The sequence below is a fragment of the Streptomyces sp. NPDC002573 genome (assembly GCF_042889625.1).
GTDB classification, from domain to species: Bacteria; Actinomycetota; Actinomycetes; order Streptomycetales; family Streptomycetaceae; genus Streptomyces; species Streptomyces gibsoniae.
In genome coordinates this window covers 92,108-116,167 of record NZ_JBIARC010000022.1, presented here as the reverse complement: position 1 = coordinate 116,167, position 24,060 = coordinate 92,108, and the positions used below count along the sequence as shown (strand labels likewise).

The following is a 24,060-nucleotide window of genomic DNA, read 5'->3' as shown; positions in this document are numbered from 1 at the left end:
ACCATGTCCGTCCTGTTGAGCCGGTGCCGTACGGCAGCCGTATGGCAGCACAGAGGGGAGGCGCCGCGTAGAGCGTGGGCTCCCTGTACGGTGTCCGGGCTCCGTGCGGCGTCCGCCCCACGGCCTGTCGCACGCGATCTTCGTAACTTCTTTCGAGACCCTGACGGGGCGAAGATGGGACGCGGCGGGATCGCTCATGGCGCAACAGGAGGCGGGAGTGCAGGTGGAGGCAGGGTCGGTGGCCGATTCTTTTCCGGTGGAGCAGCCGACGCGACGGGTTCTCCGTGACGAGACGCTGTTGGTGCTGGCGTTGTCGCTCGGTGCGAGCGGAGTGTCCGCGCTGATCAGCTTTGTCGGCTCGGTCACCAAGCCAGGGGGCCTCAAGGACCAGGCGGCCACCATGAACGCCTCGGCCGCACCGGGCCGCCCCTGGCTCGATCTCGCCTGGCAGCTCTTCGGGATCGCGACGGCGCTCGTGCCGGTCGCCCTTGTCGCGCACTTCCTGCTGCGCGAGGGGTCGTCGCTGCGCACGCTCGGCTTCGACCGCTCACGGCCGTGGCCGGACCTCGGGCGCGGGGCGTTGATCGCCGCGGTGATCGGATCCACGGGTGTCGCGTTCTATCTGGCGGCCCGGGGCTTCGGCGCCAACCTCACGGTGGTGCCGGAGGCCCTGCCCGACGTGTGGTGGAAGTTTCCGGTCCTGGTGCTGTCGGCGGTGCAGAACGCGGTCCTGGAAGAGGTCATCGTCGTCGGCTATCTGCTGCGCCGGCTCGGCCAGGTGGGCTGGAGCCCCGGGACGGCTCTGGTGGCCAGTGCGGTGCTGCGCGGCTCCTACCACCTCTACCAGGGCGTCGGCGGTTTCCTCGGCAACATGGCGATGGGCGTGGTCTTCGTGTGGCTCTACCGGCGCTGGGGGCGGGTGGGCCCCCTGGTGGTGGCCCACTCGCTGCTCGACATCGGGGCGTTCGTCGGATACGCGCTGCTGGCGGGGAAGGTGGGCTGGCTGCCCACGGCGTGAGGGCGAGGGCGGCGTCAGCCGAGCAGTTCGCCCTCGATGACGGTGACCGCACGGCCGGTGAGCAGGGTGCGGTCACCGCGCAGTGCGGTGCGGACGCGGCCCGAGCGGGGCGAGGCCTGCAGGCCGACGAGGTCCGGGCGGCCGAGGCGCTCGGACCAGTAAGGGGCCAGGGCGGTGTGGGCGCTGCCGGTGACGGGGTCCTCGTCGATGCCGACGTTCGGGAAGAAGCAGCGCGAGACGAAGTCGTATCCCCGGGAGGGATCCTCGGCGCGGGCGGTCGCGATGACGCCTCGCGCGGAGTGGCGGCCGAGGGTCCTGGGGTCGGGGGCGAGATCGAGCACGGACTTCTCGTCGGCGAGTTCGACGATCAGGTCGCCGATGGCCGGGCCGGTGTCGAACGCGGTGAGGGGCTCGGCGCCGAGGGCGACGGCGAGGCCCTCGGGGATCTCGGCACGGGTGAGCGGTGCGGTGGGGAAGTCCAGGGTGATCGAGCCGTCCTCGTGCGGTTCGGCGCTCAGTACTCCGCTGCGGGTGGTGAAGCGCACGGGGCCCTCGTGGGGGCCCGTGGTGTGCAGCACATGGGCGGTGGCGAGGGTCGCGTGGCCGCACAGGGCGACCTCGGTGGCGGGCGTGAACCAGCGCAGCGCCCAGTCGGCCTCGCCGCCGTCGGGCAGACGGTGGGCGAAGGCGGTCTCGGCGTGGTTCACCTCGCGGGCCACGCTCTGGAGCCAGTCGTCCTCGGGGAACGCGTCGAGGAGCAGGACACCGGCCGGATTGCCGGTGAAGGGGCGGTCGGTGAAGGCGTCGACGATTCGAATCCGCATGGGCCGACGTTAGACCCCGCCGGACGGGCCGGGCCAAGGCCAATGCCGAGTGACTGGACCCGAGTGTCCCGTCTCGCCGAAGGCCGGCCGGTCTCCCCGCACGGGGACCGGTCGGCCGGGGCGGTGGGTCAGTGCGCGGTGATCGAATACGCGCCGAGCGCCCGGTTGCCGCGCGTCCTGGCGACGGCCCGGAGAACGTCGGCCTGGCTCAGGACGAGCTGCCGCACCGGCTCGGGCAGCACGGCCGGTCGCTCCTCCGTCCCGGCCAGGTCGAGGCAGGCCGCGACTTCCCAGTCGCCGTCCTGAAGCCCTCCGGTGTCGACCGACGCGCCGCCGGCCGTCCATCCGGCCTCGGGCAGGAGCCACAGCAGCGCCTCCCGGGAGAAGGGTGTGCGGACGTTGCCCTGGCCACGCGATCCCGCGGCCTCGATCTGCCCCTGGATCAGTACGCCGAGGAGATGGGCCAGCCGGTCGTCGGAGTCAGGTCCCACTCGGTGAACCACAGTCGCCGCGCCCACGGCCGGACCCGGGCCAGGGTGTCCCGCAGTTCTCCGAGCGAGGCGAAGTACCAGGAGCAGTGGGCGAGCACCACATGGTCGAAGGTGCCGGCGGGGAAGTCGACCGAGGGGTCGAGTACGTCGGTGGCGAGCCGGAAGTCGATGCGCGGCCCGAGCGGGCCCGCCGCGAGCCGGGCCGCCGACTCCCCGAGCGTGACCGGCGCCCCGTAGGAGGGGTCGGCCACGTCGACGGCATCCACTCGCCCCTCGGGTCCGACAGCCTCTGCGAGCACGGCGGTCATGTCGCCCTGGCCGCAGCCCAGTTCGAGGACGACCGAGCCGGGCGTGCAGGCTCGCCACGAGTGCGGCGCGGTGGCGGGTCTGGGTCAGCTGGATGTCGGGGCTGTGATCGGCGGCGGCCATGCCGGCCGCGAGCGAGGGGGACTTGGCGTGGAGATCTGGGTGGTTCACAAAGTCCTTGGTGCTCGACGGATCGGTGCAGGCCGGTTGGTGCGAGACACGCGGGCGACGCCTGCGACTTTTTCCGGCGTCCTCCCGCGACGCCTCCTCAGGCGTCCCCCGACGCCTTCTCGGGCGTCCTGCGACGCCGCGGCCCGAGCCTGTGGCGCCGCGCCCAAAGGGTCTTGTCATGCGAATGTTTCCGATATATCGTTGAGGCATCGCGACAGATCAACGATGGATGGAGTGATGGCGATGCGTTCCCACGAAGAGGACTTCGGATTCGAGCGTCACGGACACCGTGGCGGCCCCGGTCATCGCGCCCGGGGTGGTTTCGACATGCGGCGCGCGGCCTTCGGGCCCTTCGGGCCGGGCGGTCACGGCGGCCCTGGCGGCCCCGGATTCGGCGGTCCCGGCTTCTTCGGGCCGGGCGGACCCTGGGGTGGTGGGCGCGGCCGGGGCGGACCGCGCGGCAGGGCGCGGCGCGGTGATGTACGGGCCTCGATCCTGGCCCTGCTCAAGGATCGGCCCATGCACGGCTACGAGATGATCCAGGAGATCGCCGAGCGCAGCGGCGGGACGTGGAAGCCCAGCCCCGGCTCGGTCTACCCCACCCTCCAGCTGCTGGGGGACGAGGGGCTGATCACCAGCGAGAGCGAGGGCGGCAAGAAGCTCTTCGCGCTCACCGAGGCGGGGCGCGCCGCGGCCGAGGAGGGCCCGGAGGCTCCCTGGGAGGAGGCCTCGCGCGGTGTCGACTGGGAGGCGCTGCACGAGATCCGGCAGGCCGGCTTCGGTCTGATGGAGGCGTTCGGCCAGGTCTGGAAGGCCGGCAGCAAGGAACAGCGTGAGAAGGCCCTCACGGTCATCAACGAGGCCCGCAAGAAGCTGTACCTGATCCTCGCCGACGAGGACTGACGGCAGCCCGGAGGCGCCCGGCGGCACACCACCGCCGGGCGCCTTGGCGTCCGTCCCCCTCAGGACACCAGCGACCCGAGGCGGCGCAGCGACTCGTTCAGCGCGGCCGTCGCCGAGTCCTTCAGCTTGCCCGCCATGAGGGAGACCGCCGCGCCGGTGAACTCCCCGTCGATGCGCACCGAGGTGCCCGCGCCGTCCGGTGTCAGCGTGTAGCGCGTGGCGACGGTCACGGCCATCGGGCCCTTGCCGCGGATGGCGAGCACACGGCCGGGCACCAGTTCCTCGACGGTCCAGACGACCTCGGCCGGGAAGCCCATGAGCTTCATGTTCTCCTCGAAGGTCCCGCCCACCTCCAGGGTCTTCGGGCCGCCGCCGGGGAAGCTGGTGTGGGTCGCGTTCCACTCGCCGTACGACGACCAGTCGGTCAGCCGGGTCCACACCTTCTCGGCGGGCGCCTCGACATGTGCTTCCGCGCTGACTTCGGCCATGCGACCACCCCTTGGTGTCGGCTGCTGCGTCGGGTGCAGCTACGGTGTCGCGGAAGGTAGCCGGGGGCTCCCGAACATTCAATACTGATGGGTCGTCAGGAAGTGCGGGGGCGGCTGGCACGACGGCCCCGGGCAAGGCGGCGCGCGGTTCATCAGGGAAAACGGCGCGATCTCATCCGTAAGGAGGAGAACCCGGTCACGCATCCCCAACCTGTGTCGGATGCGAAGATGCTGCCCACCGGGGATGCCCCGGGCCGCCGGGGCTGATGGGGTAGGGGATGTGGCACCCCGTCATTCCCAGCGGTCGGCCGCCGAGTCCGGCGAGCACCGCACACGCCTCGATGCCAGGCTCACCGCCGAGCTGGCAGCGGTGGTCGCGGGCGCCCGCAGGAGGGCGGTGCGCGACGGTGACCGGCAGACCGACACGGCGCATCTGCTGCACACGCTCCTGGAGTCCGACGCCGAGGTGCGGGCCGTCTTCGACGGCCCCCAGGTCGCACGGCTGCTCGGCTATCTGGTCCAGCGGGCCATCGGCTACGGGCTGCGCTGGCAGAGCACGGTCGAGGACTCCGGTGCGCTGCCGGTGCTCTGCGAACCCGAGCGCTGGTCGCCGGCGGCGGCGAGCGCCCTGACCGCGGCCTACGGTCGCGCGGTCCGGCGTGGCGCCGCACGCGCCCGGGGGCTGGACCTGCTCGCGGCGATCCTGACGGACCCCGAGTCACGGGCCGTCGAGGTCCTCGGCCGCGCGGGCGTCGACGTGGCGAGCCTTCGGGCCCGGATCCAGGCGGGGACGACCGTGGAGGACTACGCCGCCGGGCCCTTGGGCGCGGAGGAGACCCCGGGCGGGGACGGGGCGTGGCCGACGATGCTCCCGTCGCCGCGGGTGCCGCCCGGCGCGGGTCCACTGCCGGGGGCTCCGACAGCCGGCGCTTGAGTCCCCGTCCTTGAAACCTTCGAGTCCCCGTCCTTGAAACAGGGCCGAGTTCGCCGCCGAAGCTGCTGCCGCGTCCTGCCCCCCAAGTCCGCGTCCCCGAGGCAGAGCCGTGTCCGCCGCCGAAGCTGCTGCCGCGTCCTGCCCCCCAAGTCCGCGTCCCCGAGGCAGAGCCGTGTTCGCCGCCGAGGGTGGTGCCGCGTCCAGCCCCTGAGACAGGTGCTATCCGGGTGACGCTCATGTCGACGCCTGTCATCATGTGCCGATGCACACGTCTCAGGGGACTCGGGGCGGCCGTGACCGGGGCGTCGGCCTCGGGCTCGCCCTTGCGTCGGCGCTCGCTTTCGGCGGGTCCGGTGTCGCGGCGAAGCCGCTGATCGAGGCGGGCCTCGACCCGCTCCATGTGGTGTGGCTGCGGGTCACGGGCGCCGCGCTCGTGGTGCTCCCGCTCGCCGTACGCCACCGCGCGCTGCTGCGCGCTCGCCCCGCACTGCTCATAGGTTTCGGGCTGCTCGCCGTGGCCGGCGTCCAGGCCTGCTACTTCGCCGCCCTCTCCCGCATACCCGTCGGCGTCGCCCTGCTCATCGAGTACCTCGCGCCCGCGCTCGTGCTCGGCTGGGTGCGCCTCGTCCAACGGCGGCCCGTCACCCGCGCCGCTGCGGTCGGCGTGGTCCTCGCGGTCGGCGGACTCGCCTGTGTCGTGGAGGTGTGGTCGGGGCTGAGCTTCGACCCCGTCGGCGTGCTGCTCGCGCTCGGCGCCGCCTGCTGCCAGGTCGGCTATTTCGTCCTGGCCGACCAGGGCACCGAGGCGGGCGAGCAGGCCCCGGACCCGCTCGGCGTCATCGCGTACGGACTGCTCGTCGGGGCCGCCGTACTGACGGTTGTCGCCCGCCCGTGGACCATGGACTGGTCCGTCCTCGCCGGCAGCGCGGACATGAACGGCACCCCGGTCCCGGCCGTTGTGCTGCTCGCCTGGATCGTGCTGATCGCCACGGTCCTCGCCTATGTCACCGGTGTGCTGTCCGTGCGCCGGCTCTCTCCCCAGGTGGCCGGCGTCGTGGCCTGCCTGGAAGCGGTGATCGCCACCGTGCTGGCCTGGGTGCTGCTCGGCGAGCACCTCTCGGCGCCGCAACTCGCCGGTGGGGCGGTCGTCCTGGTGGGCGCGTTCATCGCCCAGTCCTCGGCGCCCACGAAGGGTTCGCCGGAACCGGTCGCGAGCAGCGGCACGGAAAGGGATTTGTCCGTCCGCGGCACGGCTGCCTAAGGTGTCGCCTATGCATTCGGACGCACTCGTTCTTCCGCCCCCGGCCGCCTGAGGGCGGGCCCCCGGAATCCACGCCCGGCACGCCGCCGGGCGGAACGGTGCTGCCCGCAGAAGAAGTCCACGGCCCCGATGTTCGCGGGCCCTTTCCGAACTTCTGCGTATCTGCGGAGACCACAACATGCCGAATGCTGTCGCCGGCCTGCCCGTCGGGCGAGGCCTGCTCTATCTGATCGTCGCCGGTGTCGCCTGGGGCACCGCGGGCGCGGCCGCCTCCCTGGTCTACCGGACCAGTGACATGGGGCCCGTCGCCCTCTCCTTCTGGCGCTGCGCGGCCGGGCTCGTCCTGCTGCTCGCCGCCCGTATGCTGCGCCCGCGCGCCCGCACCACCGTGCGGGAACCACTGGGGTGCAGGGCGCTGCGGGCGGGGGCGACCGGCCTCGGTCTCGCCGTGTTCCAGACCGCCTACTTCGCGGCGGTCTCGGCCACCGGACTCGCCGTGGCGACCGTCGTCACCCTCGGCGCCGGCCCCGTGCTCATCGCGCTCGGCGCCCGCCTCACGCTGGGGGAGCACCTCAGCCGGGGCGGGGCGACCGCCGTCGTCGGAGCACTCGCCGGGCTCGGGGTGCTCGTCCTCGGCAACGGGGGCGCGACCGTGCGCCCGTGGGGCGTGCTGCTCGCCGTGGTGTCGGCGGCCGGGTACTCGGTCATGACCCTGCTCACCCGCAGGTGGGGTCGCGACGGCGCGGGCGACGGATCCGGCACCACTGTGCCGACGTTCGCGGTCACCACCCTGATCCTGCTGCCGTTCGCCCTGGCCGAGGGGCTGTTGCCGCACACCGCCGAACCGCTGCGCCTCGGGTGGACGGTGGCGTACATCGCCGCGGTGCCCACGGCCCTGGCCTATGCCCTCTACTTCGCGGGCGCGGCCGTCGTGCGGTCCGCCACCGTGTCCGTCGTGATGCTGATCGAACCGGTCAGCGCGGCGGTGCTCGCCGTCGCCCTGCTGGGCGAGCGGCTCACGGCGGCGAGCGTCGTCGGCACCGCGCTGATGCTCGGCTCGGTCGCGGGCCTCGCCGTGACCGAGGCACGTGGGGCGCGGGTGCCGAGGGAGGAGCCGGTCCTCGTGTGACGGAACCGGTCGGCGTGCGGGTGCGGGTGCCGGTGACGGCCCCGTACCCGGGCCCCTCACGCCCGCCGTCTGCGCAGCAGGTGCTGGCGGGCCGCCGCGTCCCCGGGGCCGCCCCGCTCCGCCAGTCGGGCCTCGATCCGGTCCCGCACCTGGTCCGCCTTGTTCCCGGCGTACTTGAACTTGGCCCGGACGTCGGTCACTTCGAGCAGCAGGCCGCGGATGCCGGGCAGCATTCGGCCGTACGGGGCCTCGCCCGCCGCCGGGCGCGCCGAACCGCCCTCCGGCTGGAAGTGGCCGAGCTGACGGTGCAGCAGCTCGGCCTTCTCGGCCGGGTCGTCGATGATGTGGGCCGTGCAGCGGAGCTGGACCGCCGCGTAGAAGCTGGTGGGCACGCCGTGTTCGGACGGCGCCCCGGGGGCCGCCTGCCAGGGGCCCGGAACGTACACATAGTCGTCGACCACGCTGAGCAGCACGTCGGGGTTCGCCTCCAGGGCCGCCCAGAGCCGGTTCGGCCGCGCCAGGTGGCCCACGGCCTCGCCGCGCTCGGCGTCGTAGGCGAAGTGGAGCGGCTGGACGTACGGCGGCTCGCCCGGCAGTCCGTTGACGGCGAGCTGCCCGAAGTCGTGCTCGGCCAGCCAGTGGTGCCACTCGGCGTCGTCATGGGGCGCGTCCCAGGGATGGATCAGCATCACAGGCTCCCGAGGTAGTCCGGCAGCGCGATGCCGGGCGCCAGGTCGGCGTCGGCCTGCGGGGCGCCGTACTCCTTGCGGACCGGGATCACGCCTGCCCAGTGGGGGAGGGCGAGGTCCTCGGGCTCGTCGCTCACCCCGCCGGTGCGCACCTTGGCGGAGACCTCGTCCAGGTCGAGGCGGATCACGGCCGTGGCGGCCAGCTCCTTCTTGTCGGCGGGACGGGAGTCGCGCGAGCGGCCCGGCACCACCTGGTCGACCAGTGCGTCCAGGGCGGTCTGCCGCTCCGCCGGGTCGGTGACCTGGTGGGCGATGCCGTGCACCACCACGGACCGGTAGTTGATCGAGTGGTGGAAGGCCGAGCGCGCCAGGACCAGACCGTCCACGTGCGTCACCGTGAGACAGACCGCGAGCCCGGGGTCGGACGCGTCGGACATCCGCATAGGACGTGAACCCGTCGAGCCATGGACGTAGAGCCGCTCACCGATCCGGCCGTACAGCGTGGGCAGGACGACCGGCGCGCCGTCGCGGACGAAGCCGAGATGGCAGACATAGCCCTCGTCGAGTATCGCGTGCACCAGGTCCTTGTCGTACGACGCCCGTTGCGGGGAGCGCGTGGGCACGGTGCGGTCGGTCGGCGTGTAGGCGGCGGGTGGCGACGTCGGCTGCTGGGTCCCTCGCATTTGTGCTCCCGATTGAACTAGTTCATAATCTGCTTTGTGCTAGGAGAGTATCGGATCGAAGGGCGAGGCGCAGCAGAGATTGCGGCGAGCGTCGAGCGTGCGGTGGGTTCCGGAGACCTGGAGCCGGGGCAACTGCTGCCCCCGCTCAGGGAGTTGGCGGTCGAGCTGGGGGTGAACCCCAACACCGTCGCCGCCGCGTATCGCGTGCTGCGGGAACGCGGGGTCATCGAGACGGCCGGGCGGCGGGGCAGCCGGGTGCGCTCGGCGCCGGCCACGACGGGCCGGGACCACATCCGTGTGGACGTGCCCGAGGGGGTGCGCGACGTGTCGAGCGGCAATCCGGACCCCGCGCTGCTGCCCCCGCTGGCGCAGGCGTTCGCGGCCGCGGCGGCCGAGAGCGACCGCGCCCCGGTGCTGTACGGCGATGTCGCGGTGGAACCGGAACTGGCCGGCCTCGCCCGGGCCGCCCTGGACGCCGACGGGGTGCCGGACGGGCCGCTCGCCGTGGTCTCCGGATCGCTGGACGCCGTCGAACGGGTCCTCGCGGCCCATCTGAGGCCGGGGGACACGGTCGCGGTCGAGGATCCGGGCTGGGGCAGGACCCTCGACCTCGTTCCGGCGCTCGGGCTGCGCACGGCCCCGGTCCCCGTCGACGACGAAGGGCCCCTCCCGGACGGCCTGCGCGAGGCCCTGGCCGCCGGGGCGCGGGCACTGATCGTCACGGACCGGGCGCAGAACCCGACCGGTGCCGCGATCAGCGCCGCACGCGCGCGTGCCCTGCGATCGGTACTGCGCGACCACCCGGGCACCCTGCTGATCGAGGACGACCACGGTCACGGGATCGTCGACGTGCCCCTGCATCCGCTGGCCGGGGTCACCCGGCACTGGGCCTTCGTGCGCTCGGCCGCCAAGGCGTACGGCCCCGATCTGCGGCTCGCCGTGCTCACCGGCGACAGCGTCACCGTGGACCGGGTCCGGGGGCGGCAGCGGCTGGGGCCCGGATGGGTGAGCCGGATCCTGCAGCGGGCCCTGGTGCGGCTGTGGGCCGACGGCGCGGTGGACGCGCGGGCGGTGGCGGCCGCGTACGGAAGGCGTCGCGACGGACTCGTCGACGCGCTGGCGGCACGCGGTGTCGCGGCCCACGGGGTCAGCGGGATGAACGTGTGGGTTCCGGTGCCGGACGAGACCGGTGCGGTCGCGCGGCTGCTGCACGCGGGCTGGGCCGTCGCGCCCGGCGCCCGCTTCCGGATGAGCGCGCCGCCCGGCATCCGGATCAGTGTCTCGGCGCTGGCCGAGGACGAGACCGGACCGCTGGCGGACGCGGTCGCCGCCGCCCTCGGCCCGGGGCCCGTCCGCAGTTACGTCTAGTCAGGGAGCGCCGCATCACCCTGGATGCCGTCGGCCGTCGTGGTGGTCCCGATCACTGGACCCAGGTCGGTGTCCAGGTCTCGGCGGCGGAGTGCGCGAACCGCCCGGGGCCCAGATGGTCGCGGAGCGCGGTGAGGGCCGGGTGCGGGTTGTCCCGGTGCCACAGCAGCGAGTGCGGGTGGACCGGTTCCGGGTCACGCAGCGCGATCCGGCGGAGGTCGTGGTCGAACAGCCGCACACCGAGGGCCTTCTCCAGGCCGGCGACGCGTTTGGAGACGGCCTGCTGCGTGATCGACAACTCGGCTGCGGCGTCCTGGAACGGCCCGCGTCGGCGGCGGCCACGAAGGTGCGCACAGCGTCGAGATCCGCGCCGAGCATGGCAACGACACAACTGATGGTTGTGATGTCCCGGCCCATCGGTTGTTTGATCCGGCCGTCCGTCACTCGCTTTGATACCGGTGGTCAGGGTGCGGTCGTCGGGGTCGGTTGCGGGGTGCGTGGGTATGACGGGCGGGCGGGCGCTGGGCCGGCGGTTCGGCTGGCTGTGGGCGGCGTACGCGGTCAGCGCGTACGGCACCGGGCTCGGATTCGGAGCGTTTCCCCTGATCGCGGTCCTCGTGCTGCACTGCGGGCCGACCCAGGTGGCGGCGCTGGCCGCCGCGGGGCGGGCCGTGGGAGCCGTACTCGCGGTGCCGCTGGGTCCGTGGGCGGAGTTCCGCCGCAAGCGGCCGGTCATGATGACGATGGACCTCGCCCGGTTCGCGGCGCTGGCCAGCGTCCCCGTCGCGTATGCGCTCGGCGGGCTCGGCTTCGCACAACTCCTCGTCGTCTCCGTCCTCGTCGCCTCGGCGGACATCGCCTTCAAGGCGGCCAGCGGCGCGTACCTGAAGACGCTCGTACCGCCGGAGCACCTGCTCGTCGCGAACAGCCGGTTCGAGTCCACGACATGGACCGCGACGGTGCTCGGACCACCCCTCGGCGGCGCCGCGATCGGGATGTTCGGCCCGGTGGTCACCGTGCTGGCCGACGCGGTCAGCTATCTGCTCTCGGCCCTGGGCATCCGTGCGGTCGGCGGCAGCGAGCCGCGCCCCGCGCGCACCGGTGCGGCGCGCATGCGGGCGGCCGACCTGCTGGAGGGATGGCGCCACATTCTCACCCACCCCGGGCTGCGCCCGCTGTTCTTCAACACGATCGTGGTCAACGGCCTGATCATGGCCTCCGAGCCGTTGCTCGCCGTCCTGCTGCTGGGCCGCCTCGGGTTCGCGCCCTGGCAGTACACCCTCGCGTTCGCGGCCCCCTGTGTCGGCGGCCTCGTCGGCTCACGCCTCGCGCGGCCCCTCGCGGCGCGGTTCGGGCGGCATCAGCTGCTGTTCGCCAGCGGAGTGCTGCGTGCCTGCTGGTCGCTCGGACTGGCCTTCGTCCGGCCCGGTGTCCCCGGGATCGTGCTCGTCATCGTCGTCCAACTGGGCCTGGTGACCTGCTGCGGCGTGTACAACCCCCTGCTGGCCACCTACCGGCTCGACCACACCGCCCCTGACCGGGTCGCCCGCACCCTGTCCGCGTGGTCGGTCAGCAGCAGCACCTCCATCGCGGCCCTGACCGCCCTGTGGGGCCTGCTCGCCGCCCTCACCAGCCCCCGTACCGCGCTCGCGGCCGCCGGCGTCCTCCTCCTGGCCACCCCGCTGCTGCTCCCGCGCCGCGAGAACGCGCCCCGGGGCGAGCCCGCGGACGCCGGAGTCCGGGAAGCCGTCGATCGGGCTTGAGACCGAGGCCCCGGTCGCTACCTCCGGTCGCTACCTCCGGTCGCTACCTCCGGTCGCGGGCGCCGGGCCTGGTCCGGGACTGGGTCAGTGCCGCGCCCGCCAGCACGATCACCGCTCCGACCGGGGTGGACCAGGTCAGCGACTCGCCCAGGATCGCCACTCCCGCGGCGGTGGCGATGACGGGGATGAAGTACGTGACCATCTGGGCCGTGGTGGGTCCGACCTCCGCGACCAGACCGTACTGGAGCAGCACGGCGAGTCCGGTGCCCAGCGCGCCGAGGGACGCGACCGCGAGCAGCGGGAGCAGCGGGAAGCGGCTCGGCAGGGTCGTGAACAGCGGCGTGACCACGGCCAGTTGGACGGTGGCGAGGAACAGCTGGGCGCCGGTCAGGGACAGATGGGAGTGGCTGGTGCCGGCCAGGGTGCGGCGCACATAGATCCAGCCGATGGGGTAGCTGAGCGAGGCGAGCAGGGCCATGGCCATGCCCGTCATGTCCAGGCCGTGGAAGCCCTGCCAGGCGCCGAGGACTGTGAGCACACCCAGGAAGCCGAGGCCGAGCCCCGCGACCCGGCGCCGCGTCGGCCGGTCCTCCGAGAGCGCGACCAGCGACAGGACCATGCCCCACAAAGGTGACGTGGCGTTGCAGATCCCGGCGAGCGTGGACGGGACCGTCAGCTCCGAGTACGCGAAGAGCGAGAACGGCAGCGCGTTGAGCAGGAACGCCGCGACGGTGAGATGGCCCCAGGTGCGGAGGCCGCGCGGCAGGCGTTCGCGCTTGACGGCCATCGCGGCGGCGAGCACCGCCGTCCCGAACACCAGACGGCCGAGGGTGACCTGGAACGGCGCGTACGCGTGTGTGCCGACCTTGATGAAGAGGAAGCTGAAGCCCCAGATCAGCGACAGGACGCCGAAACGGAGCCGCCAGTCCAGGGCGGTCCGGCGGCGGGGGGCGACGGTGGTGTCGGCGGTGGCTCGTTGGGCGGCGACTGTGCTCATGACCTTAACCATGGCGCAGTCAACCTCTTAGCACAATCGAGATTTCAAACGGGATATCTCGTAGGATCACTTACATGTTGAACCTCGAGCGCCTTCGTACCTTCGACGCCCTCGCCCGGCACGGCTCGGTCAGCGGCGCGGCCGAGGGACTGCATGTGACGACTTCGGCCGTCTCCCAGCAGATGGCCAAGCTGGAGCGCGAGGTGGGCCAGCAGCTCCTGGCCAAGAACGGCCGGGGCGTGCGGCTCACGGACGCGGGCCGGCTCCTCGCCGACCACGCGGCGCGCATCCTGTCACAGGTGGAGCTGGCCCAGGCCGATCTGGAGGCACAGCGCGGGCAGGTGGCCGGCGAGCTGCGCCTGTCGGCCTTCCCCACCGCGGCGCGCGGGCTCTTCCCGACGGCGCTCGCCGCACTCCGGTCGGACCACCCCGCTCTGCGTCTGCGCTCGTGCGAGCTGGAGCCGGAGGCCGGGGTCGCCGGTGTGGTGCGCGGCGATCTCGACCTCGCGGTCGTCCTCGACTGGTACAACAAGCCGATGCCCCTGCCCGACGGGCTCGTCAAGGCGGCGATCCTGGACGATCCGGCCGATGTGGCGGTGCCCGTGGGACACCGGCTCGCCGACCGGCCGGATGCCGATCTCGGGGAGTTCGCCGACGACGAGTGGATCACCTGGGGCGAGGGCGAGTTCTGCCATGAGTGGCTCGTCTTCACCCTGCGGTCCAAGGGCGTCGAACCCCGCATCGGCCACCGGGCCGCCGAGACCCACACCCAGCTGGGCCTGGTGGCCGCCGGGCTCGGCGTGTGCATCGCCCCCCTGCTGGGGCGCGATCCGATGCCGGCCGGAGTGGCGACCGTGCCGCTGCGGCAGCAGGTGCGTCGGCACGTCTACGTGGTCTGGCGCGCCGACGCCGACCGCCGCCCGTCGATCCGGGCGGCGGTGGAGGCGCTCCGGGCGGCGGGGCAGGCCGTGGCGGCCGGCTGACGGGCCGCCGACGGACCGTATCTAGCCCAGCTTGCGGAAGTCCCAGGAGACGATCTTCGTCGGGGTCAGTCGCAGCCAGGCGTGGCGGCCGTCGTACGGCATCTCGTCCAGGCCGAAGTTCTTGCGCGCGAACAACGTCTCCGGCAGGTCGAGTTCGGCGCACAGCTCCCCGGTGCGGGGACTCTCGCCCACGAACTCGATTGTGCCGGACAGCTCTGCGCCGCGCAGTTGCTCGTACTCCTCGCCCGTGTCCACGACGATGGCGACCCGCGGATCGCGGCGCAGATCGGCCCAGCGCTTGCTGCGCACCACGGAGTACAGCCACAGCGAGGTGCCGTCCCAGGCGAACCACAGGGCGCTCACATGCGGGGAGCCGTCGGCCGAGACGGTCGCGACCCGGCAGGTGCGCTGGGTGGCGAGGAACGCGTCCAGCTCGACGGGCGACATCATGATCTTCCGGCCTCGGCGCTGAGTCTCCGCCATCCGGTTCCCCCTCTTCTTCTCCCACGTCGTGTCAGAGAGATCCTCTGACATCACGTCAGAAAAGAATGGAGCGTTCTGCGCCCGCCCGCAACGGTCGTCCTGCGCCGTCCGCCGTTGTGGTACGGCTGCCCGTGTCCGTCGTATGTCCGCCCTCGCCCGTCGTACGTCCGCGCCTCTCCGTCGTACGTCTGCCCGTCAGCCTTCCACCCGTCCGCGGCAGTCGCTACGCTCGCCCGTCCGGCCATCGACGACAAGGGGAGCCATGCCGTCGCACGAACAGCTCAGCGAACTCCTCGAGCCGCGCACCACCGTGCTGATGACCGTCGAGTGCCAGCAGGGTGTGGTGGGCCCGGACAGCGCGCTGCCCGAACTCGCCCGGCAGGCACGCTCCTCGGGCGCGCTCGGCAACGTGGCCCGGCTGGTGGCGGCCGCTCACCAGGGCGGGGTCCAGGTGATCCACGCGATCGCCGAGCGCCGTCCCGACGGCCGGGGCGCCAACCGCAACGCGCGCCTCTTCCACGCGGCCGAGCGGCTTCCGGTGCAGCAGTTGTCCGGCTCCACGGCGGTCCGCGTCGCGGCACCCATCGAGGTGACGGAGGAGGACTTCGTCGTACGGCGGCTGCACGGCCTGTCGCCCCTCGCGGGCACCGAGGTCGACGCGCTGCTGCGCAACCTGGGCTGCCGCACCCTGATCGTCACCGGAGTCTCCGCCAACGTGGCGATCCCCAACACCGTCTTCGACGCCGTCAATCACGGCTACACCGCGGTCGTGCCCGCGGACGCCATCGCGGGAGTGCCCCCCGACTACACTCCCGCGATGATCCGCAACACCCTCGCGTTGGTCGCCACGGTCGCGACCACGGACGAGGTACTGGCCTGTCTTGCGCCACGGCACCGGGCCCCACGGCCCTGAGCGGGTACGTTCAGGCGAGCGTGATCTCGTCCCCGGACACCGAGATCTTCGCGGCGGGCAGCGGCTCGGTCGCCGGACCCTTCTTGACGCTGCCGTCGGTCGCGGAGAACTGGCTGTTGTGACAGGGGCAGGTGATCACGCCGTTGGCGATGTCCTTCACCGCGCAGCCCTGGTGGGTGCACTTGGACGAGAACGCCTTGAACGTGCCCGCGGACGGCTGGGTGACCACCACACCCTGGTCGGCGAAGACCTTGCCGCCGCCCTCGGGGATGTCGGCGGTCTTGGCGAGCACCTTCCCGCCGGAGCCGCTCACGGCGCCACCGCCGCCCGTGCTGCCGCCGCCCGCCGTGCTGGTGCTGCCGGCCGTGCTGTCGTTCTGCGAGCCGGTGGAGCTGGAGGAGTTGTCGTTGGAGCCCCCGCACGCGGTCAGCGCGACGGCGAGTCCCGTCGCGCCGACCGCCGCAACGACCGTGCGGCGGGCCGGTGCCGAGACGGGCTGGAGCGATTCGCTGGTCATGCTGACGTTCCCTTCCACGGATGTTCCCTTGTTCGTCGGGTGGTACGGCCTGGGGTCAGTCGCTGTTCAGATGGTGCCGAGATCTTGACCGCTCCGAGATCAGGCGGGCGTAAGACACGGCTGTCGTTCCGCTGTCAGAGGGACGCGACGTGCGAGAGACCGCCCTCACCCGGGGCGCTGTGCGGCGGGTCCGGTCGTGGGGTGGGTCGGCTTTCGGTGCGGGTCCGGAGGCGCCCGATCAGTGGGCGCCGGGCTCCTCGTAGGGGATGCGGTTCAGGTGCAGGACCTCGCCCAGGGTGCCCCACTCGTCGCCGCCGAGCTTGGTGAGCGGCCGCAGCCGCTCACTGTTGGGCCGGCCGTCGACGATGCAGTCCTCGTCCACCACGGCATGGAGCACTCGCCCGAAGACCAGGGTGGAGTTGCCCATGCGCAGTGTGGTGTGCGAACGGCACTCCAGAGCCACATGAGAGTTGGCCACTCTTGGCGGCCGCACACATCTGCTGGCCTCACGCTGGATGCCCGCGGTGTCGAATTCGCTGACCGACCGGGGAAAGTCGATGGCGGTGGCGTTGATCAGGTGCAGAAGCGGTTCGGACGAGAAGTTGACGACGAACTCCCCGGTGTCCTCGACGTTTCGGAGGGAGTCCTTGCGGCCGATCGAGGTGAACTGGACGATCGGGGGAGCGGTGCTGGCGATGCTGAAGAAGGAGTGCGGGGCCAGATTCTCGGTACTTCCGTCCGGTGTGACGGTCGAGACCCAGGCGATCGGCCGTGGAATGACGACCGACGTCAAAATCCTGTAGAAGTCCGCGCTGCTCATCGCCTCAGGGTCGTATTCGACGCGCATGCGCTCAGTATCGAATCCGGTACGGCCGAGCCTGGCGCAGGACCGGGAGCGCGTGTCGCGCCGAGGCCGAGGTCGGGACGTTCGGCCACCGCGCCGAGAGCAGCTCGGCCGGTCAGCTGTTCCGTGGAGGAGTCGGCAGCCCTCGGCTCAGCATCTCCACGGCCTCGGTCACCAGGGTGACCACCTCCGGCCCGGAGTCCGGCTGCCAGCAGCTGATGGCGGCCTGCAGGGCCGCGAAGACCGTCGCCCCGGTGGTCCGCACATAGAGGTGGTGCTCCGGCAGGCCGGTGCGTGTCGCCACCGCCCTGGTCACCGCGTCCTCCACAGTGCGGTTGGTCAGGAGGATCCGTGGCAGCAGCTCCGGACGCTCGCGCAGCAGAAGCATGCGGTCCAGCCAGATCTTGCCGGTGGCGAGCTCGCTCAGCCGCGCCACGAAGACGGCCCGGACCGCCTCCAACGGGGTCTCCTCCGCGGGGCGGGCGGTGATCCGTTCCTCGATCAGCTCGGGCGTTCCCTCCTCCAGCATGAAGGCGGCCTCGTCCTTCGAGGCGAAGTAGTTGAAAAAGGTACGAGGGGAGACTCCGGCGGCGGCGCAGATGCTCTCCACCGTGACCGCTTCCGGGCCGTGGCGACGGAAGAGGTCCACCGCGGAACTCTGCAGCGCTCGGCGCGTCGCTCGCTTCTTGCGGTCGCGCAGCCCGTCGGGGCGGCTGCCCTCCATGTGCCTGTCTCCCATGATCCAGTGGTCCGATGATCGCTACAGTACTGCAAAAATGCAGTACTGCAAGTATCCATTACGATGGCTGCTCTGCGTCATGGACCGGATCGCACCTGCTCCGGTCGTCCGCGGTGGAAATAAGGAGTTCCCGTGGCGGAACGGATAGAACGAACCAAGGGCCAGTCCGTGGCCGTGACCCTGGCCGAAGCCCTCTGGTTCCCGGTGTGCCTCTTCCTGGGCATGCTGTTCTTCTTCGCACCCGCGCTGCACGCACCGCAGCCGCATCACGTGAAGGTGGCGGTCGCCGACCGCCTGGTGGCCGAGCGGGTCGACAGCGCGCTGAGCGCCAGGCAGCCCGGCGGGTTCGACGTCACCGCGGTCGGCGACGACCAGGCGGCACGGCAGTCGGTGCTGGACCGGGACACGGTGGCGGGATTCGCGGGAGACCGGCGCCACCCGGTGCTGTACGTGGCCAAGGCCAACGGTGCCTCGCTCGAGCAGACCCTGACCAAGGTGTTCACCCAGGTCGCCGCCGGGAGCCACCGGCATCTCACCGTCACCGACGTCGCTCCCACCGAGGCCAAGGACGAGCTGGGCACCACCCTGCTGTACTTCGCGCTGGCCTGGAGCATTCCGGCCTACGTGCTGGCGACCACGCTGCTGCGCGCGGTGACCTTCAACCGGCGCAAGAAGCTCCTCACCATCGCCGGCGTGGCCGCCGTGTACAGCGTCATCGGCTACTACGCCGGCGTGGGGCTCGGCTACATACCCGACAAGCCCGTGGCGATGGCAGTCTCCTTCACGCTCACCATGGCGGTGGCGACGGCCGCCTCCGGGCTTGCCCCGTTCGTCCGGCAGTTCTTCCCGGCCGTGGCCATGGGCCTGTTCATCGTGATGAGCATCCCGACCAGTGGCGGCGCCGTCGCCGTGTCGATGCTGCCGACGTTCTTCCAGCACGTCTCCCAGGTGATGCCGCTGGCCAACGCGATCGACGCGCTGCGGGGGGTCTTCTACTTCGACGGGGCCGGGGTGCTCAAGCCGGTCCTGGTGCTGTGTGCCTGGTTCGTGGCCGGCGTCGTCCTGCTGGGCCTCGACTACTGGCTGCGCAAGCGCAAGGCCATGGCGCTGGCCGTCGAGGACGACGAGACGGACGAGACCGACGGGTTCGACGAGTTCGACGAGGAAACGGAGATCGTGGAGGAGCCTCCGGTCGAGGACCCGACGCTCGAAGCGCCCGTACCGGCAGCACTCCCGGTGCACGCGCATCACTTCGGCCGGCCGGTGCCGGTCCTCAGCGGCCGGGTCCAGGACCCCGAGGGACATCCCGTCCGTGGCGCCGCGGTGACCGTCGTCGACGCACGGGGACGCCAACTGGTGCGCAGTGTGACCAACGAGGCCGGCGAGTACGCCGCGACCGGCCTCCCCGAGGGGTACCTCAGCATCGTGGTCTCGGCGTACGGCCGGCACCCGATGGTGCACCAGACGCTGCTGCAGACCGGGGTGACGGCCCGGGCGGACTTCGTCCTCCACGGCAGGCCGCAGGGGCGCCACGCCAGGCCGGAGCACGCGGCCGGCACGCTGTCGTGACCATGCGCGCGCCGCGGTGGCCGTAGCGGATGTCGGCGCGGGCCTCCGGGCGCGGCGCCGACGTGGAACGGCCACAGCTGTCCGTATCAGAACCCGGCCGGCCGTGCGGGGCCCTTGGGCAGCCGAGAACGGGTTCCCTCCTCGGCAGCGCGCGCTGGGAGCACCTGGCCGGCACCTCGCCGACTGTCACGCTCGGTTACTATGCTCACTTCATGCCGGAGGCCGGACGTAAGGGGCGCGCTTGTGTCCCTTGGGAGTTGACCGTGGAACGTAAGACGAACGAGCTGCAGGGCCCCGGAAGATGCTGAGGGGGGTCACCGCAACTCGCTACATCACGCCCCTGCGTGAGGGCGGCTCGCTGCCGGGGCTCGTCGAGGGCGACGACCGCGGGATCTACGTCATGAAGTTCAGCGGCGCGGGCCAGGGCCGTAAGACCCTGGTCGCCGAGGTCGTCTGCGGCGAACTCGCCCGCCGGCTGGGCTTCCGGGTGCCCCCGCTGGTGACGGTCGATCTCGATCCCGTCCTGGGGCTCGGCGAGCCCGACCAGCAAGTGCAGGAACTCCTCAAGGCGAGTGGCGGACTCAACCTCGGGATGGACTTCCTCAGCGGCGCGATCGGCTACGACCCGCTCGCGTTCGGGATCGGTCCCGAGGAGGCCGGGCGGATCGTCTGGTTCGATGCGCTGGTGGGCAATGTCGACCGCTCCTGGCGCAACCCCAACCTGCTGATGTGGCACGGCGACCTGTGGCTCATCGACCACGGTGCCACCATGATCTGGCACCACAACTGGCCTGGCGCCGAGACCTCCGCCGCGCGGCCCTACGACGCCTCCGACCACGCCCTGCTCCCCTTCGCACCCGACGTCGCGGGCGCGGCCGCCGCCCTCGCGCCCCTGGTCACCGAAGAGCTGCTGGCCGAGGTGACCGCCGAGATCCCGGACGCGTGGCTGACCGGCGAGCCCGGCTTCGACACCCCGGACGCGCTGCGCCGCGCGTACGCCCGGCCGCTGCTCGCCCGCGCCGCCGTCGTCCACGAACGCATCAACGGAATCGAGGAGGCGCGGTGACCGAGCGCCACATCGTCAGCAGCCGGGTGAGCGACCGGGAGGTCTTCGAGTACGCCCTGCTCCGGGTCGTGCCGCGGGTGGAGCGCGGGGAGTGCATCAACGCGGGCGTGCTCGTCTACTGCCGCGCCAAGGCCTACGTCGGCGCCCGCACCCACCTCGACGAGGCCCGGCTGCTGGCCCTCGACCCCGAGGCGAACGTGGCGGGCGTGCGGGCCGCGCTGAGCGCCGTCGAGAACGTGTGCGCGGGGGGCGCGTCGGCCGGGCAGGCGGCGGGCGACGACGCCGGACGGCGCTTCCGCTGGCTGATCGCGCCCCGCTCGACGGTCGTCCAGCCCGGACCGGTGCACACCGGACTGACCACCGACCCGGCGGCCGAGACCGAGCGGTTGCTCGACCTCCTGGTGAGGTAATGGATCACATGCACCCGGTGTGCCGTTGACACCGGGTGCCAGGGCTTCTAGCGTCACGTCTGCTGAAGGTACTAAGCGGTCGCTCACCCATCGGGCGTACCGCGGGAGCCGCAGACGTTCCGAAGGTGTTTAGGGCTTTCCAAGGGCGAGGAGAACCAGCAATGTCCACCACTGAGCAGCGGGTCGCCGTCGTGACCGGCGGCGCGCGCGGCATCGGCGCGGCCACCGCCGTACGGCTGGCGGCCGAGGGCCGTGCGGTCGCGGTGATCGACCTCGACGAGGCCGCGTGCAAGGACACCGTCGAGAAGATCACCGCCACGGACGGCAAGGCCATCGCCGTCGGCTGCGACGTCTCGGACGAGGCGCAGGTCGAGGCGGCCGTGGCCCGCATCGCCGAGGAGCTGGGCGCGCCGACGATCCTCGTCAACAACGCGGGTGTGCTCCGCGACAACCTGCTGTTCAAGATGAGCGTCTCGGACTGGGACACCGTCATGAACGTGCACCTGCGCGGCGCCTTCCTGATGTCGCGGGCCTGCCAGAAGCACATGGTCGACGCGAACTTCGGCCGGATCGTGAACCTCTCCTCGTCCTCCGCGCTCGGCAACCGCGGACAGGTGAACTACTCCGCCGCCAAGGCCGGTCTGCAGGGCTTCACCAAGACCCTGGCCAAGGAGCTGGGCAAGTTCGGCATCACCGCCAACGCCGTCGCCCCCGGCTTCATCGCCACCGAGATGACCAAGGCCACCGCCGACCGGGTCGGCATGGGCTTCGACGACTTCAAGGCCGTGGCCGCCACCCAGATCCCCGTGCAGCGCGTCGGCGAGCCCGACGACATCGCCAACGCGATCGCCTTCTTCACGGGCGAGGCGGCCGGATTCGTCTCCGGCCAGGTGCTGTACGTGGCCGGCGGGCCGCTCGACTAGGGCCGAGGAGAACACGAAAATGACGGAACTGCCCGAACTCTCCGGCAAGGTCGCCCTCGTCACGGGCGCCAGCCGCGGCATCGGCTACGGCGTCGCCGAGGCGCTGGTCGCCCGCGGCGACCGGGTCTGCATCACCGGCCGCAACGAGGACGCCCTCAAGGAGGCCGTCGAGAAGCTCGGCGCCGACCGCGTCATCGGTGTCGCCGGCAAGGCCCACGACGAAGGCCACCAGGCCGCGGCCGTGGACCGCACCATGGAGGCCTTCGGCCGGGTCGACTTCCTGGTCAACAACGCCGGGACGAACCCGGTCTTCGGCCCGATCGCCGACCTGGACCTCAACGTGGCGCGCAAGGTGTTCGAGACCAACGTCGTCTCGGCGCTCGGCTTCGCCCAGCGGACCTGGCACGCCTGGCAGAAGGAGAACGGCGGCGCGATCGTCAACATCGCCTCGGTGGCCGGCCTTTCCGCCTCGCCGTTCATAGGCGCCTATGGCATCAGCAAGGCCGCCATGATCAACCTGACCATGCAGCTCGCGCACGAGTACGCGCCCCTGGTGCGGGTCAACGCCATCGCCCCGGCCGTGGTGAAGACGAAGTTCGCGCAGGCCCTGTACGAGGGCCGGGAGGAGGAGGCCGCCGCGGCCTATCCGCTCCGCCGGCTCGGTGTGCCCTCGGACATCGGTGGCACCGCCGCGTTCCTGACGTCGGACCAGTCCGACTGGATCACCGGTCAGACGCTCGTCGTCGACGGCGGCATGTTCCTGAACGCCGGAGTCTGATGAGGTGAGTCGCCGACACGGGCGCCCGTGGACAGAAAGGGCGCCCGTGTCGACGTGTACGAGACACACAGACGGATGACAACGTCGTCATATACGCGCTGATCACAACCACTTCGCGAACTCGGTCCGGGCGGCCGGAGGCTGCGGTAGGGTCTGCCGCCAACCCCTGGAACGGCTGATCGAGGAGTGTGCGCGTGTTCAACCCGAACCGTTGTCTGCGTCCGCTGGCGGCGATCGCGTCCATATCCCTGGTGGCCGGCTGCGGCGCGCTCTCCTCGGGTTCCTCCGACGACAAGGCGCCGATCGTCGTCGGCACCACCAGCGCCCCCAGCACACTCGACCCCGCCGCGTCCTGGGACGGCTCCTGGGAACTGTTCCGCAACATCTACCAGACCCTGCTGAGCTACCCGACCGGTGCGTCGGTGCCCCAGCCCGACGCAGCGGACTTCTGCGCCTTCACCGACGCCACGAACCGCGTCTACCACTGTGTGCTGCACAAGGGCATGACCTTCTCCGACGGAAGAGCGCTGGACGCGCGCGCCGTGAAGTACTCCATCGACCGGATCCGCACGATCAACGTGGCGGGCGGCCCCGCGGGCCTGCTGGGCAGCCTCGACAACATCACCACGCGCGGCGACCGGGAGATCGTCTTCCACCTCAACAAGCCCGACGCCACGTTCCCCTTCGTGCTGGCCACCCCCGCCATGTCGATCGTCGATCCCGACGCCTACCCGGCCGGCTCGCTGCGCAAGGACGGCAAGGTCCTCGGCTCCGGCCCCTACAGCCTCAAGGCGTACCAGGAGGGCAAGCAGGCCGAGCTCGTCCGCAACACCCACTACAAGGGGTACGCCGAGCTCCACAACGACGCGGTCACCATCCGCTACTTCCAGGACTCGGGCGCGATGGTCTCCGCGCTGCGCAAGAAGCAGATCGACGTCACCTACCGGGGGCTCGCCGCCCCCGACATCGTCGCCCTGCAGAACCAGGCCTCCAAGGAGTCGCTCCAGCTCATCGAGGGCGCGGGCACCGAGATCAGCTACCTCGTGTTCAACCCCAAGGACCCCTGGGCGGGGAAACTCGCCGTGCGCCGCGCCGTCGCCCAGATCGTCGACCGCCCGGCGATCGCCCACAAGGTGTACAAGGACACCGTCGACCCGCTGTACTCGATGGTCCCCAAGGGGCTCACCGGGCACACCGCGGGCTTCTTCGACGACTACGGGGACCCCAGTGTCCCCAAGGCGCGCAAGATCCTGTCGGACGCGCACATCACCGGCAAGGTCCCGCTCACCCTCTGGTACACCACCGACCGCTACGGCTCCGAGACCGGCCCGGAGTTCCAGGAGCTCAAGAGCCAGCTCGAAGGCTCCGGTCTGTTCACCGTCACCCTCGAGAGCCGCCCCTGGAAGACCTACGAGGAGGGCTACCGCAAGGGCGAGTACCCGGTGTTCGGGCGCGGCTGGTTCCCCGACTTCCCCGACGCCGAGAACTTCATCGCCCCCTTCGTGGGCCAGCAGAACGCGCTCGGTACGCCCTACCCGGCGCCGAAGATCACCGGGGTGCTGCTGCCCGAGTCCCGGCGCGAGAGCGACCGTGCGAAGGTGGTCGAGGAGTTCCAGCAGGCCCAGCAGATCCTCGTCGACGACGCCCGGCTGCTGCCGCTGTGGCAGGGCAAGCAGTTCGTCGCGGCCAACGAGGACATCTCCGGCGGGGAGCAGGCCCTGGACCCGTCGACGATCATGCTGATGTGGGAGCTGTCCCGCAAGACCAGCTGGTAGACCGGGCCCCGGGCGGGGTTCGGGCACCGGTTGTC

The 24,060-nt window shown here is 71.6% G+C and carries 24 protein-coding genes and 2 pseudogenes; 15 read left to right on the top strand and 11 right to left on the bottom strand.

Annotated elements, in window-relative coordinates:
* The first annotated feature begins 217 nt into the window (after positions 1–217).
* Entirely contained in the window at positions 218–1,018 is an 801-nt protein-coding gene (locus ACFYX0_RS21900; RefSeq protein ID WP_355922014.1) for a type II CAAX endopeptidase family protein, read from the top strand.
* Between the two features lie 14 nt (positions 1,019–1,032).
* Here the strand turns inward: ACFYX0_RS21900 and ACFYX0_RS21895 are convergent, their stop codons facing one another.
* Together ACFYX0_RS21895 and ACFYX0_RS21890 are read right to left on the bottom strand one after the other, a co-directional pair.
* Positions 1,033–1,842 carry a PhzF family phenazine biosynthesis protein gene (locus ACFYX0_RS21895; protein WP_388972434.1) on the bottom strand — a complete coding sequence of 270 codons (810 nt, stop codon included), beginning with the start codon at positions 1,840–1,842 and terminating at the stop codon, positions 1,033–1,035.
* A gap of 128 nt (positions 1,843–1,970) precedes the next feature.
* Positions 1,971–2,810 (bottom strand): annotated as a pseudogene (locus tag ACFYX0_RS21890) (class I SAM-dependent methyltransferase).
* Between the two features lie 243 nt (positions 2,811–3,053).
* Here ACFYX0_RS21890 and ACFYX0_RS21885 point away from each other — a divergent pair.
* Positions 3,054–3,713: a PadR family transcriptional regulator gene (locus tag ACFYX0_RS21885; RefSeq protein WP_388972432.1), complete on the top strand. Its 660-nt coding sequence runs from the start codon at positions 3,054–3,056 to the stop codon at positions 3,711–3,713.
* A 59-nt stretch (positions 3,714–3,772) separates the two neighbouring features.
* On the opposite strand, the gene ACFYX0_RS21880 is transcribed toward ACFYX0_RS21885, so the two are convergent.
* Complete coding sequence (locus tag ACFYX0_RS21880; protein ID WP_388972430.1) at positions 3,773–4,201, bottom strand: SRPBCC family protein; 429 nt, start codon at positions 4,199–4,201, stop codon at positions 3,773–3,775.
* Positions 4,202–4,445: 244 nt separating this feature from the next.
* Between ACFYX0_RS21880 and ACFYX0_RS21875 the strand changes: the two genes are divergently transcribed.
* From ACFYX0_RS21875 to ACFYX0_RS21865, 3 genes are all read left to right on the top strand, one after another.
* Positions 4,446–5,135, top strand: coding sequence for a Clp protease N-terminal domain-containing protein (locus ACFYX0_RS21875; RefSeq protein WP_388972428.1), 690 nt, complete (start codon positions 4,446–4,448; stop codon positions 5,133–5,135).
* Between the two features lie 256 nt (positions 5,136–5,391).
* A complete protein-coding gene (locus ACFYX0_RS21870; protein WP_388972426.1) occupies positions 5,392–6,396 on the top strand; it encodes a DMT family transporter in 1,005 nt (334 codons plus the stop codon).
* 178 nt (positions 6,397–6,574) lie between these two features.
* Positions 6,575–7,525 carry a DMT family transporter gene (locus tag ACFYX0_RS21865; protein ID WP_388972424.1) on the top strand — a complete coding sequence of 317 codons (951 nt, stop codon included), beginning with the start codon at positions 6,575–6,577 and terminating at the stop codon, positions 7,523–7,525.
* A 56-nt stretch (positions 7,526–7,581) separates the two neighbouring features.
* On the opposite strand, the gene ACFYX0_RS21860 is transcribed toward ACFYX0_RS21865, so the two are convergent.
* Together ACFYX0_RS21860 and ACFYX0_RS21855 are read right to left on the bottom strand one after the other, a co-directional pair.
* The gene (locus ACFYX0_RS21860) at positions 7,582–8,214 is read right to left on the bottom strand and encodes an FMN-binding negative transcriptional regulator (RefSeq protein WP_388972422.1); all 633 of its coding nucleotides are present in this window, start codon (positions 8,212–8,214) and stop codon (positions 7,582–7,584) included.
* Positions 8,214–8,897: a pyridoxamine 5'-phosphate oxidase family protein gene (locus ACFYX0_RS21855; RefSeq protein WP_355918448.1), complete on the bottom strand. Its 684-nt coding sequence runs from the start codon at positions 8,895–8,897 to the stop codon at positions 8,214–8,216. Before ACFYX0_RS21855 ends, ACFYX0_RS21860 begins: the two co-directional genes overlap by 1 nt.
* Positions 8,898–8,933: 36 nt before the next feature.
* Here ACFYX0_RS21855 and ACFYX0_RS21850 point away from each other — a divergent pair, with 36 nt between their 5' ends.
* Positions 8,934–10,265, top strand: coding sequence for an aminotransferase class I/II-fold pyridoxal phosphate-dependent enzyme (locus ACFYX0_RS21850; protein ID WP_388972420.1), 1,332 nt, complete (start codon positions 8,934–8,936; stop codon positions 10,263–10,265).
* A gap of 169 nt (positions 10,266–10,434) precedes the next feature.
* Here ACFYX0_RS21850 and ACFYX0_RS21845 read toward each other — a convergent pair.
* A pseudogene (locus ACFYX0_RS21845) lies at positions 10,435–10,643 on the bottom strand (LysR family transcriptional regulator); the annotation flags it as partial.
* Positions 10,644–10,768: 125 nt separating this feature from the next.
* Here ACFYX0_RS21845 and ACFYX0_RS21840 point away from each other — a divergent pair.
* Positions 10,769–12,028: an MFS transporter gene (locus tag ACFYX0_RS21840; protein WP_388972418.1), complete on the top strand. Its 1,260-nt coding sequence runs from the start codon at positions 10,769–10,771 to the stop codon at positions 12,026–12,028.
* Positions 12,029–12,071: 43 nt separating this feature from the next.
* Here ACFYX0_RS21840 and ACFYX0_RS21835 read toward each other — a convergent pair whose 3' ends face one another.
* Entirely contained in the window at positions 12,072–13,025 is a 954-nt protein-coding gene (locus ACFYX0_RS21835) for a DMT family transporter (RefSeq protein ID WP_388972415.1), read from the bottom strand.
* A 74-nt stretch (positions 13,026–13,099) separates the two neighbouring features.
* On the opposite strand from ACFYX0_RS21835, the gene ACFYX0_RS21830 reads away from it, so the two are divergent.
* Positions 13,100–14,008, top strand: a complete 909-nt coding sequence (locus ACFYX0_RS21830; RefSeq protein ID WP_388972413.1) for a LysR family transcriptional regulator — start codon at positions 13,100–13,102, stop codon at positions 14,006–14,008.
* A gap of 21 nt (positions 14,009–14,029) precedes the next feature.
* Here the strand turns inward: ACFYX0_RS21830 and ACFYX0_RS21825 are convergent, their stop codons facing one another.
* The gene (locus ACFYX0_RS21825) at positions 14,030–14,491 is read right to left on the bottom strand and encodes a pyridoxamine 5'-phosphate oxidase family protein (RefSeq protein WP_311699631.1); all 462 of its coding nucleotides are present in this window, start codon (positions 14,489–14,491) and stop codon (positions 14,030–14,032) included.
* A gap of 262 nt (positions 14,492–14,753) precedes the next feature.
* Between ACFYX0_RS21825 and ACFYX0_RS21820 the strand changes: the two genes are divergently transcribed.
* Positions 14,754–15,404 carry a cysteine hydrolase gene (locus ACFYX0_RS21820; RefSeq protein WP_388972411.1) on the top strand — a complete coding sequence of 217 codons (651 nt, stop codon included), beginning with the start codon at positions 14,754–14,756 and terminating at the stop codon, positions 15,402–15,404.
* A 10-nt stretch (positions 15,405–15,414) separates the two neighbouring features.
* Here ACFYX0_RS21820 and ACFYX0_RS21815 read toward each other — a convergent pair whose 3' ends face one another.
* From ACFYX0_RS21815 to ACFYX0_RS21805, 3 genes are all read right to left on the bottom strand, one after another.
* Positions 15,415–15,921, bottom strand: a complete 507-nt coding sequence (locus ACFYX0_RS21815; protein WP_355918423.1) for a Rieske (2Fe-2S) protein — start codon at positions 15,919–15,921, stop codon at positions 15,415–15,417.
* 238 nt (positions 15,922–16,159) lie between these two features.
* Positions 16,160–16,768, bottom strand: a complete 609-nt coding sequence (locus tag ACFYX0_RS21810; RefSeq protein WP_355918420.1) for a flavin reductase family protein — start codon at positions 16,766–16,768, stop codon at positions 16,160–16,162.
* 112 nt (positions 16,769–16,880) lie between these two features.
* Positions 16,881–17,504 (bottom strand): TetR/AcrR family transcriptional regulator, encoded by a 624-nt coding sequence (locus ACFYX0_RS21805; protein WP_388972407.1) that lies wholly within the window; start codon positions 17,502–17,504, stop codon positions 16,881–16,883.
* A gap of 132 nt (positions 17,505–17,636) precedes the next feature.
* On the opposite strand from ACFYX0_RS21805, the gene ACFYX0_RS21800 reads away from it, so the two are divergent.
* The 6 genes from ACFYX0_RS21800 to ACFYX0_RS21775 all read left to right on the top strand — a co-directional run bounded on the left by ACFYX0_RS21800 (position 17,637) and on the right by ACFYX0_RS21775 (position 24,025).
* Positions 17,637–19,073, top strand: a complete 1,437-nt coding sequence (locus ACFYX0_RS21800; protein ID WP_388972405.1) for a carboxypeptidase regulatory-like domain-containing protein — start codon at positions 17,637–17,639, stop codon at positions 19,071–19,073.
* 301 nt (positions 19,074–19,374) lie between these two features.
* Positions 19,375–20,139: a HipA family kinase gene (locus ACFYX0_RS21795; RefSeq protein WP_355918412.1), complete on the top strand. Its 765-nt coding sequence runs from the start codon at positions 19,375–19,377 to the stop codon at positions 20,137–20,139.
* The gene (locus ACFYX0_RS21790; RefSeq protein WP_388972403.1) at positions 20,136–20,549 is read left to right on the top strand and encodes a DUF3037 domain-containing protein; all 414 of its coding nucleotides are present in this window, start codon (positions 20,136–20,138) and stop codon (positions 20,547–20,549) included. The genes ACFYX0_RS21795 and ACFYX0_RS21790 overlap by 4 nt, the downstream gene beginning before the upstream one ends.
* Positions 20,550–20,710: 161 nt before the next feature.
* Positions 20,711–21,472, top strand: a complete 762-nt coding sequence (gene fabG / locus ACFYX0_RS21785; protein WP_388972400.1) for a 3-oxoacyl-ACP reductase FabG — start codon at positions 20,711–20,713, stop codon at positions 21,470–21,472.
* Positions 21,473–21,491: 19 nt separating this feature from the next.
* On the top strand, positions 21,492–22,250 hold the full coding sequence (locus ACFYX0_RS21780) for an SDR family oxidoreductase (protein ID WP_355918405.1): 759 nt from the start codon (positions 21,492–21,494) through the stop codon (positions 22,248–22,250).
* A 194-nt stretch (positions 22,251–22,444) separates the two neighbouring features.
* Positions 22,445–24,025, top strand: coding sequence for an ABC transporter substrate-binding protein (locus ACFYX0_RS21775; protein WP_355918402.1), 1,581 nt, complete (start codon positions 22,445–22,447; stop codon positions 24,023–24,025).
* The last annotated feature ends 35 nt before the right edge of the window (positions 24,026–24,060 follow it).

What these genes read in the sequence shown, in the direction of transcription:
- ACFYX0_RS21835 (WP_388972415.1), bottom strand. Translation starts at nt 13,025, where the DNA reads ATGAGCACAGTCGCCGCCCAACGAGCCACCGCCGACACCACCGTCGCC.
- ACFYX0_RS21810 (WP_355918420.1), bottom strand. Translation starts at nt 16,768, where the DNA reads ATGCGCGTCGAATACGACCCTGAGGCGATGAGCAGCGCGGACTTCTAC.
- ACFYX0_RS21885 (WP_388972432.1), top strand. Translation starts at nt 3,054, where the DNA reads ATGCGTTCCCACGAAGAGGACTTCGGATTCGAGCGTCACGGACACCGT.
- ACFYX0_RS21780 (WP_355918405.1), top strand. Translation starts at nt 21,492, where the DNA reads ATGACGGAACTGCCCGAACTCTCCGGCAAGGTCGCCCTCGTCACGGGC.
- ACFYX0_RS21895 (WP_388972434.1), bottom strand. Translation starts at nt 1,842, where the DNA reads ATGCGGATTCGAATCGTCGACGCCTTCACCGACCGCCCCTTCACCGGC.
- ACFYX0_RS21830 (WP_388972413.1), top strand. Translation starts at nt 13,100, where the DNA reads ATGTTGAACCTCGAGCGCCTTCGTACCTTCGACGCCCTCGCCCGGCAC.
- ACFYX0_RS21815 (WP_355918423.1), bottom strand. Translation starts at nt 15,921, where the DNA reads ATGACCAGCGAATCGCTCCAGCCCGTCTCGGCACCGGCCCGCCGCACG.
- ACFYX0_RS21795 (WP_355918412.1), top strand. Translation starts at nt 19,375, where the DNA reads ATGCTGAGGGGGGTCACCGCAACTCGCTACATCACGCCCCTGCGTGAG.
- ACFYX0_RS21855 (WP_355918448.1), bottom strand. Translation starts at nt 8,897, where the DNA reads ATGCGAGGGACCCAGCAGCCGACGTCGCCACCCGCCGCCTACACGCCG.
- ACFYX0_RS21860 (WP_388972422.1), bottom strand. Translation starts at nt 8,214, where the DNA reads ATGCTGATCCATCCCTGGGACGCGCCCCATGACGACGCCGAGTGGCAC.
- ACFYX0_RS21880 (WP_388972430.1), bottom strand. Translation starts at nt 4,201, where the DNA reads ATGGCCGAAGTCAGCGCGGAAGCACATGTCGAGGCGCCCGCCGAGAAG.
- ACFYX0_RS21805 (WP_388972407.1), bottom strand. Translation starts at nt 17,504, where the DNA reads ATGGGAGACAGGCACATGGAGGGCAGCCGCCCCGACGGGCTGCGCGAC.
- ACFYX0_RS21840 (WP_388972418.1), top strand. Translation starts at nt 10,769, where the DNA reads ATGACGGGCGGGCGGGCGCTGGGCCGGCGGTTCGGCTGGCTGTGGGCG.
- ACFYX0_RS21875 (WP_388972428.1), top strand. Translation starts at nt 4,446, where the DNA reads ATGCCCCGGGCCGCCGGGGCTGATGGGGTAGGGGATGTGGCACCCCGT.
- ACFYX0_RS21825 (WP_311699631.1), bottom strand. Translation starts at nt 14,491, where the DNA reads ATGGCGGAGACTCAGCGCCGAGGCCGGAAGATCATGATGTCGCCCGTC.
- ACFYX0_RS21865 (WP_388972424.1), top strand. Translation starts at nt 6,575, where the DNA reads ATGCCGAATGCTGTCGCCGGCCTGCCCGTCGGGCGAGGCCTGCTCTAT.
- ACFYX0_RS21820 (WP_388972411.1), top strand. Translation starts at nt 14,754, where the DNA reads ATGCCGTCGCACGAACAGCTCAGCGAACTCCTCGAGCCGCGCACCACC.
- fabG (WP_388972400.1), top strand. Translation starts at nt 20,711, where the DNA reads ATGTCCACCACTGAGCAGCGGGTCGCCGTCGTGACCGGCGGCGCGCGC.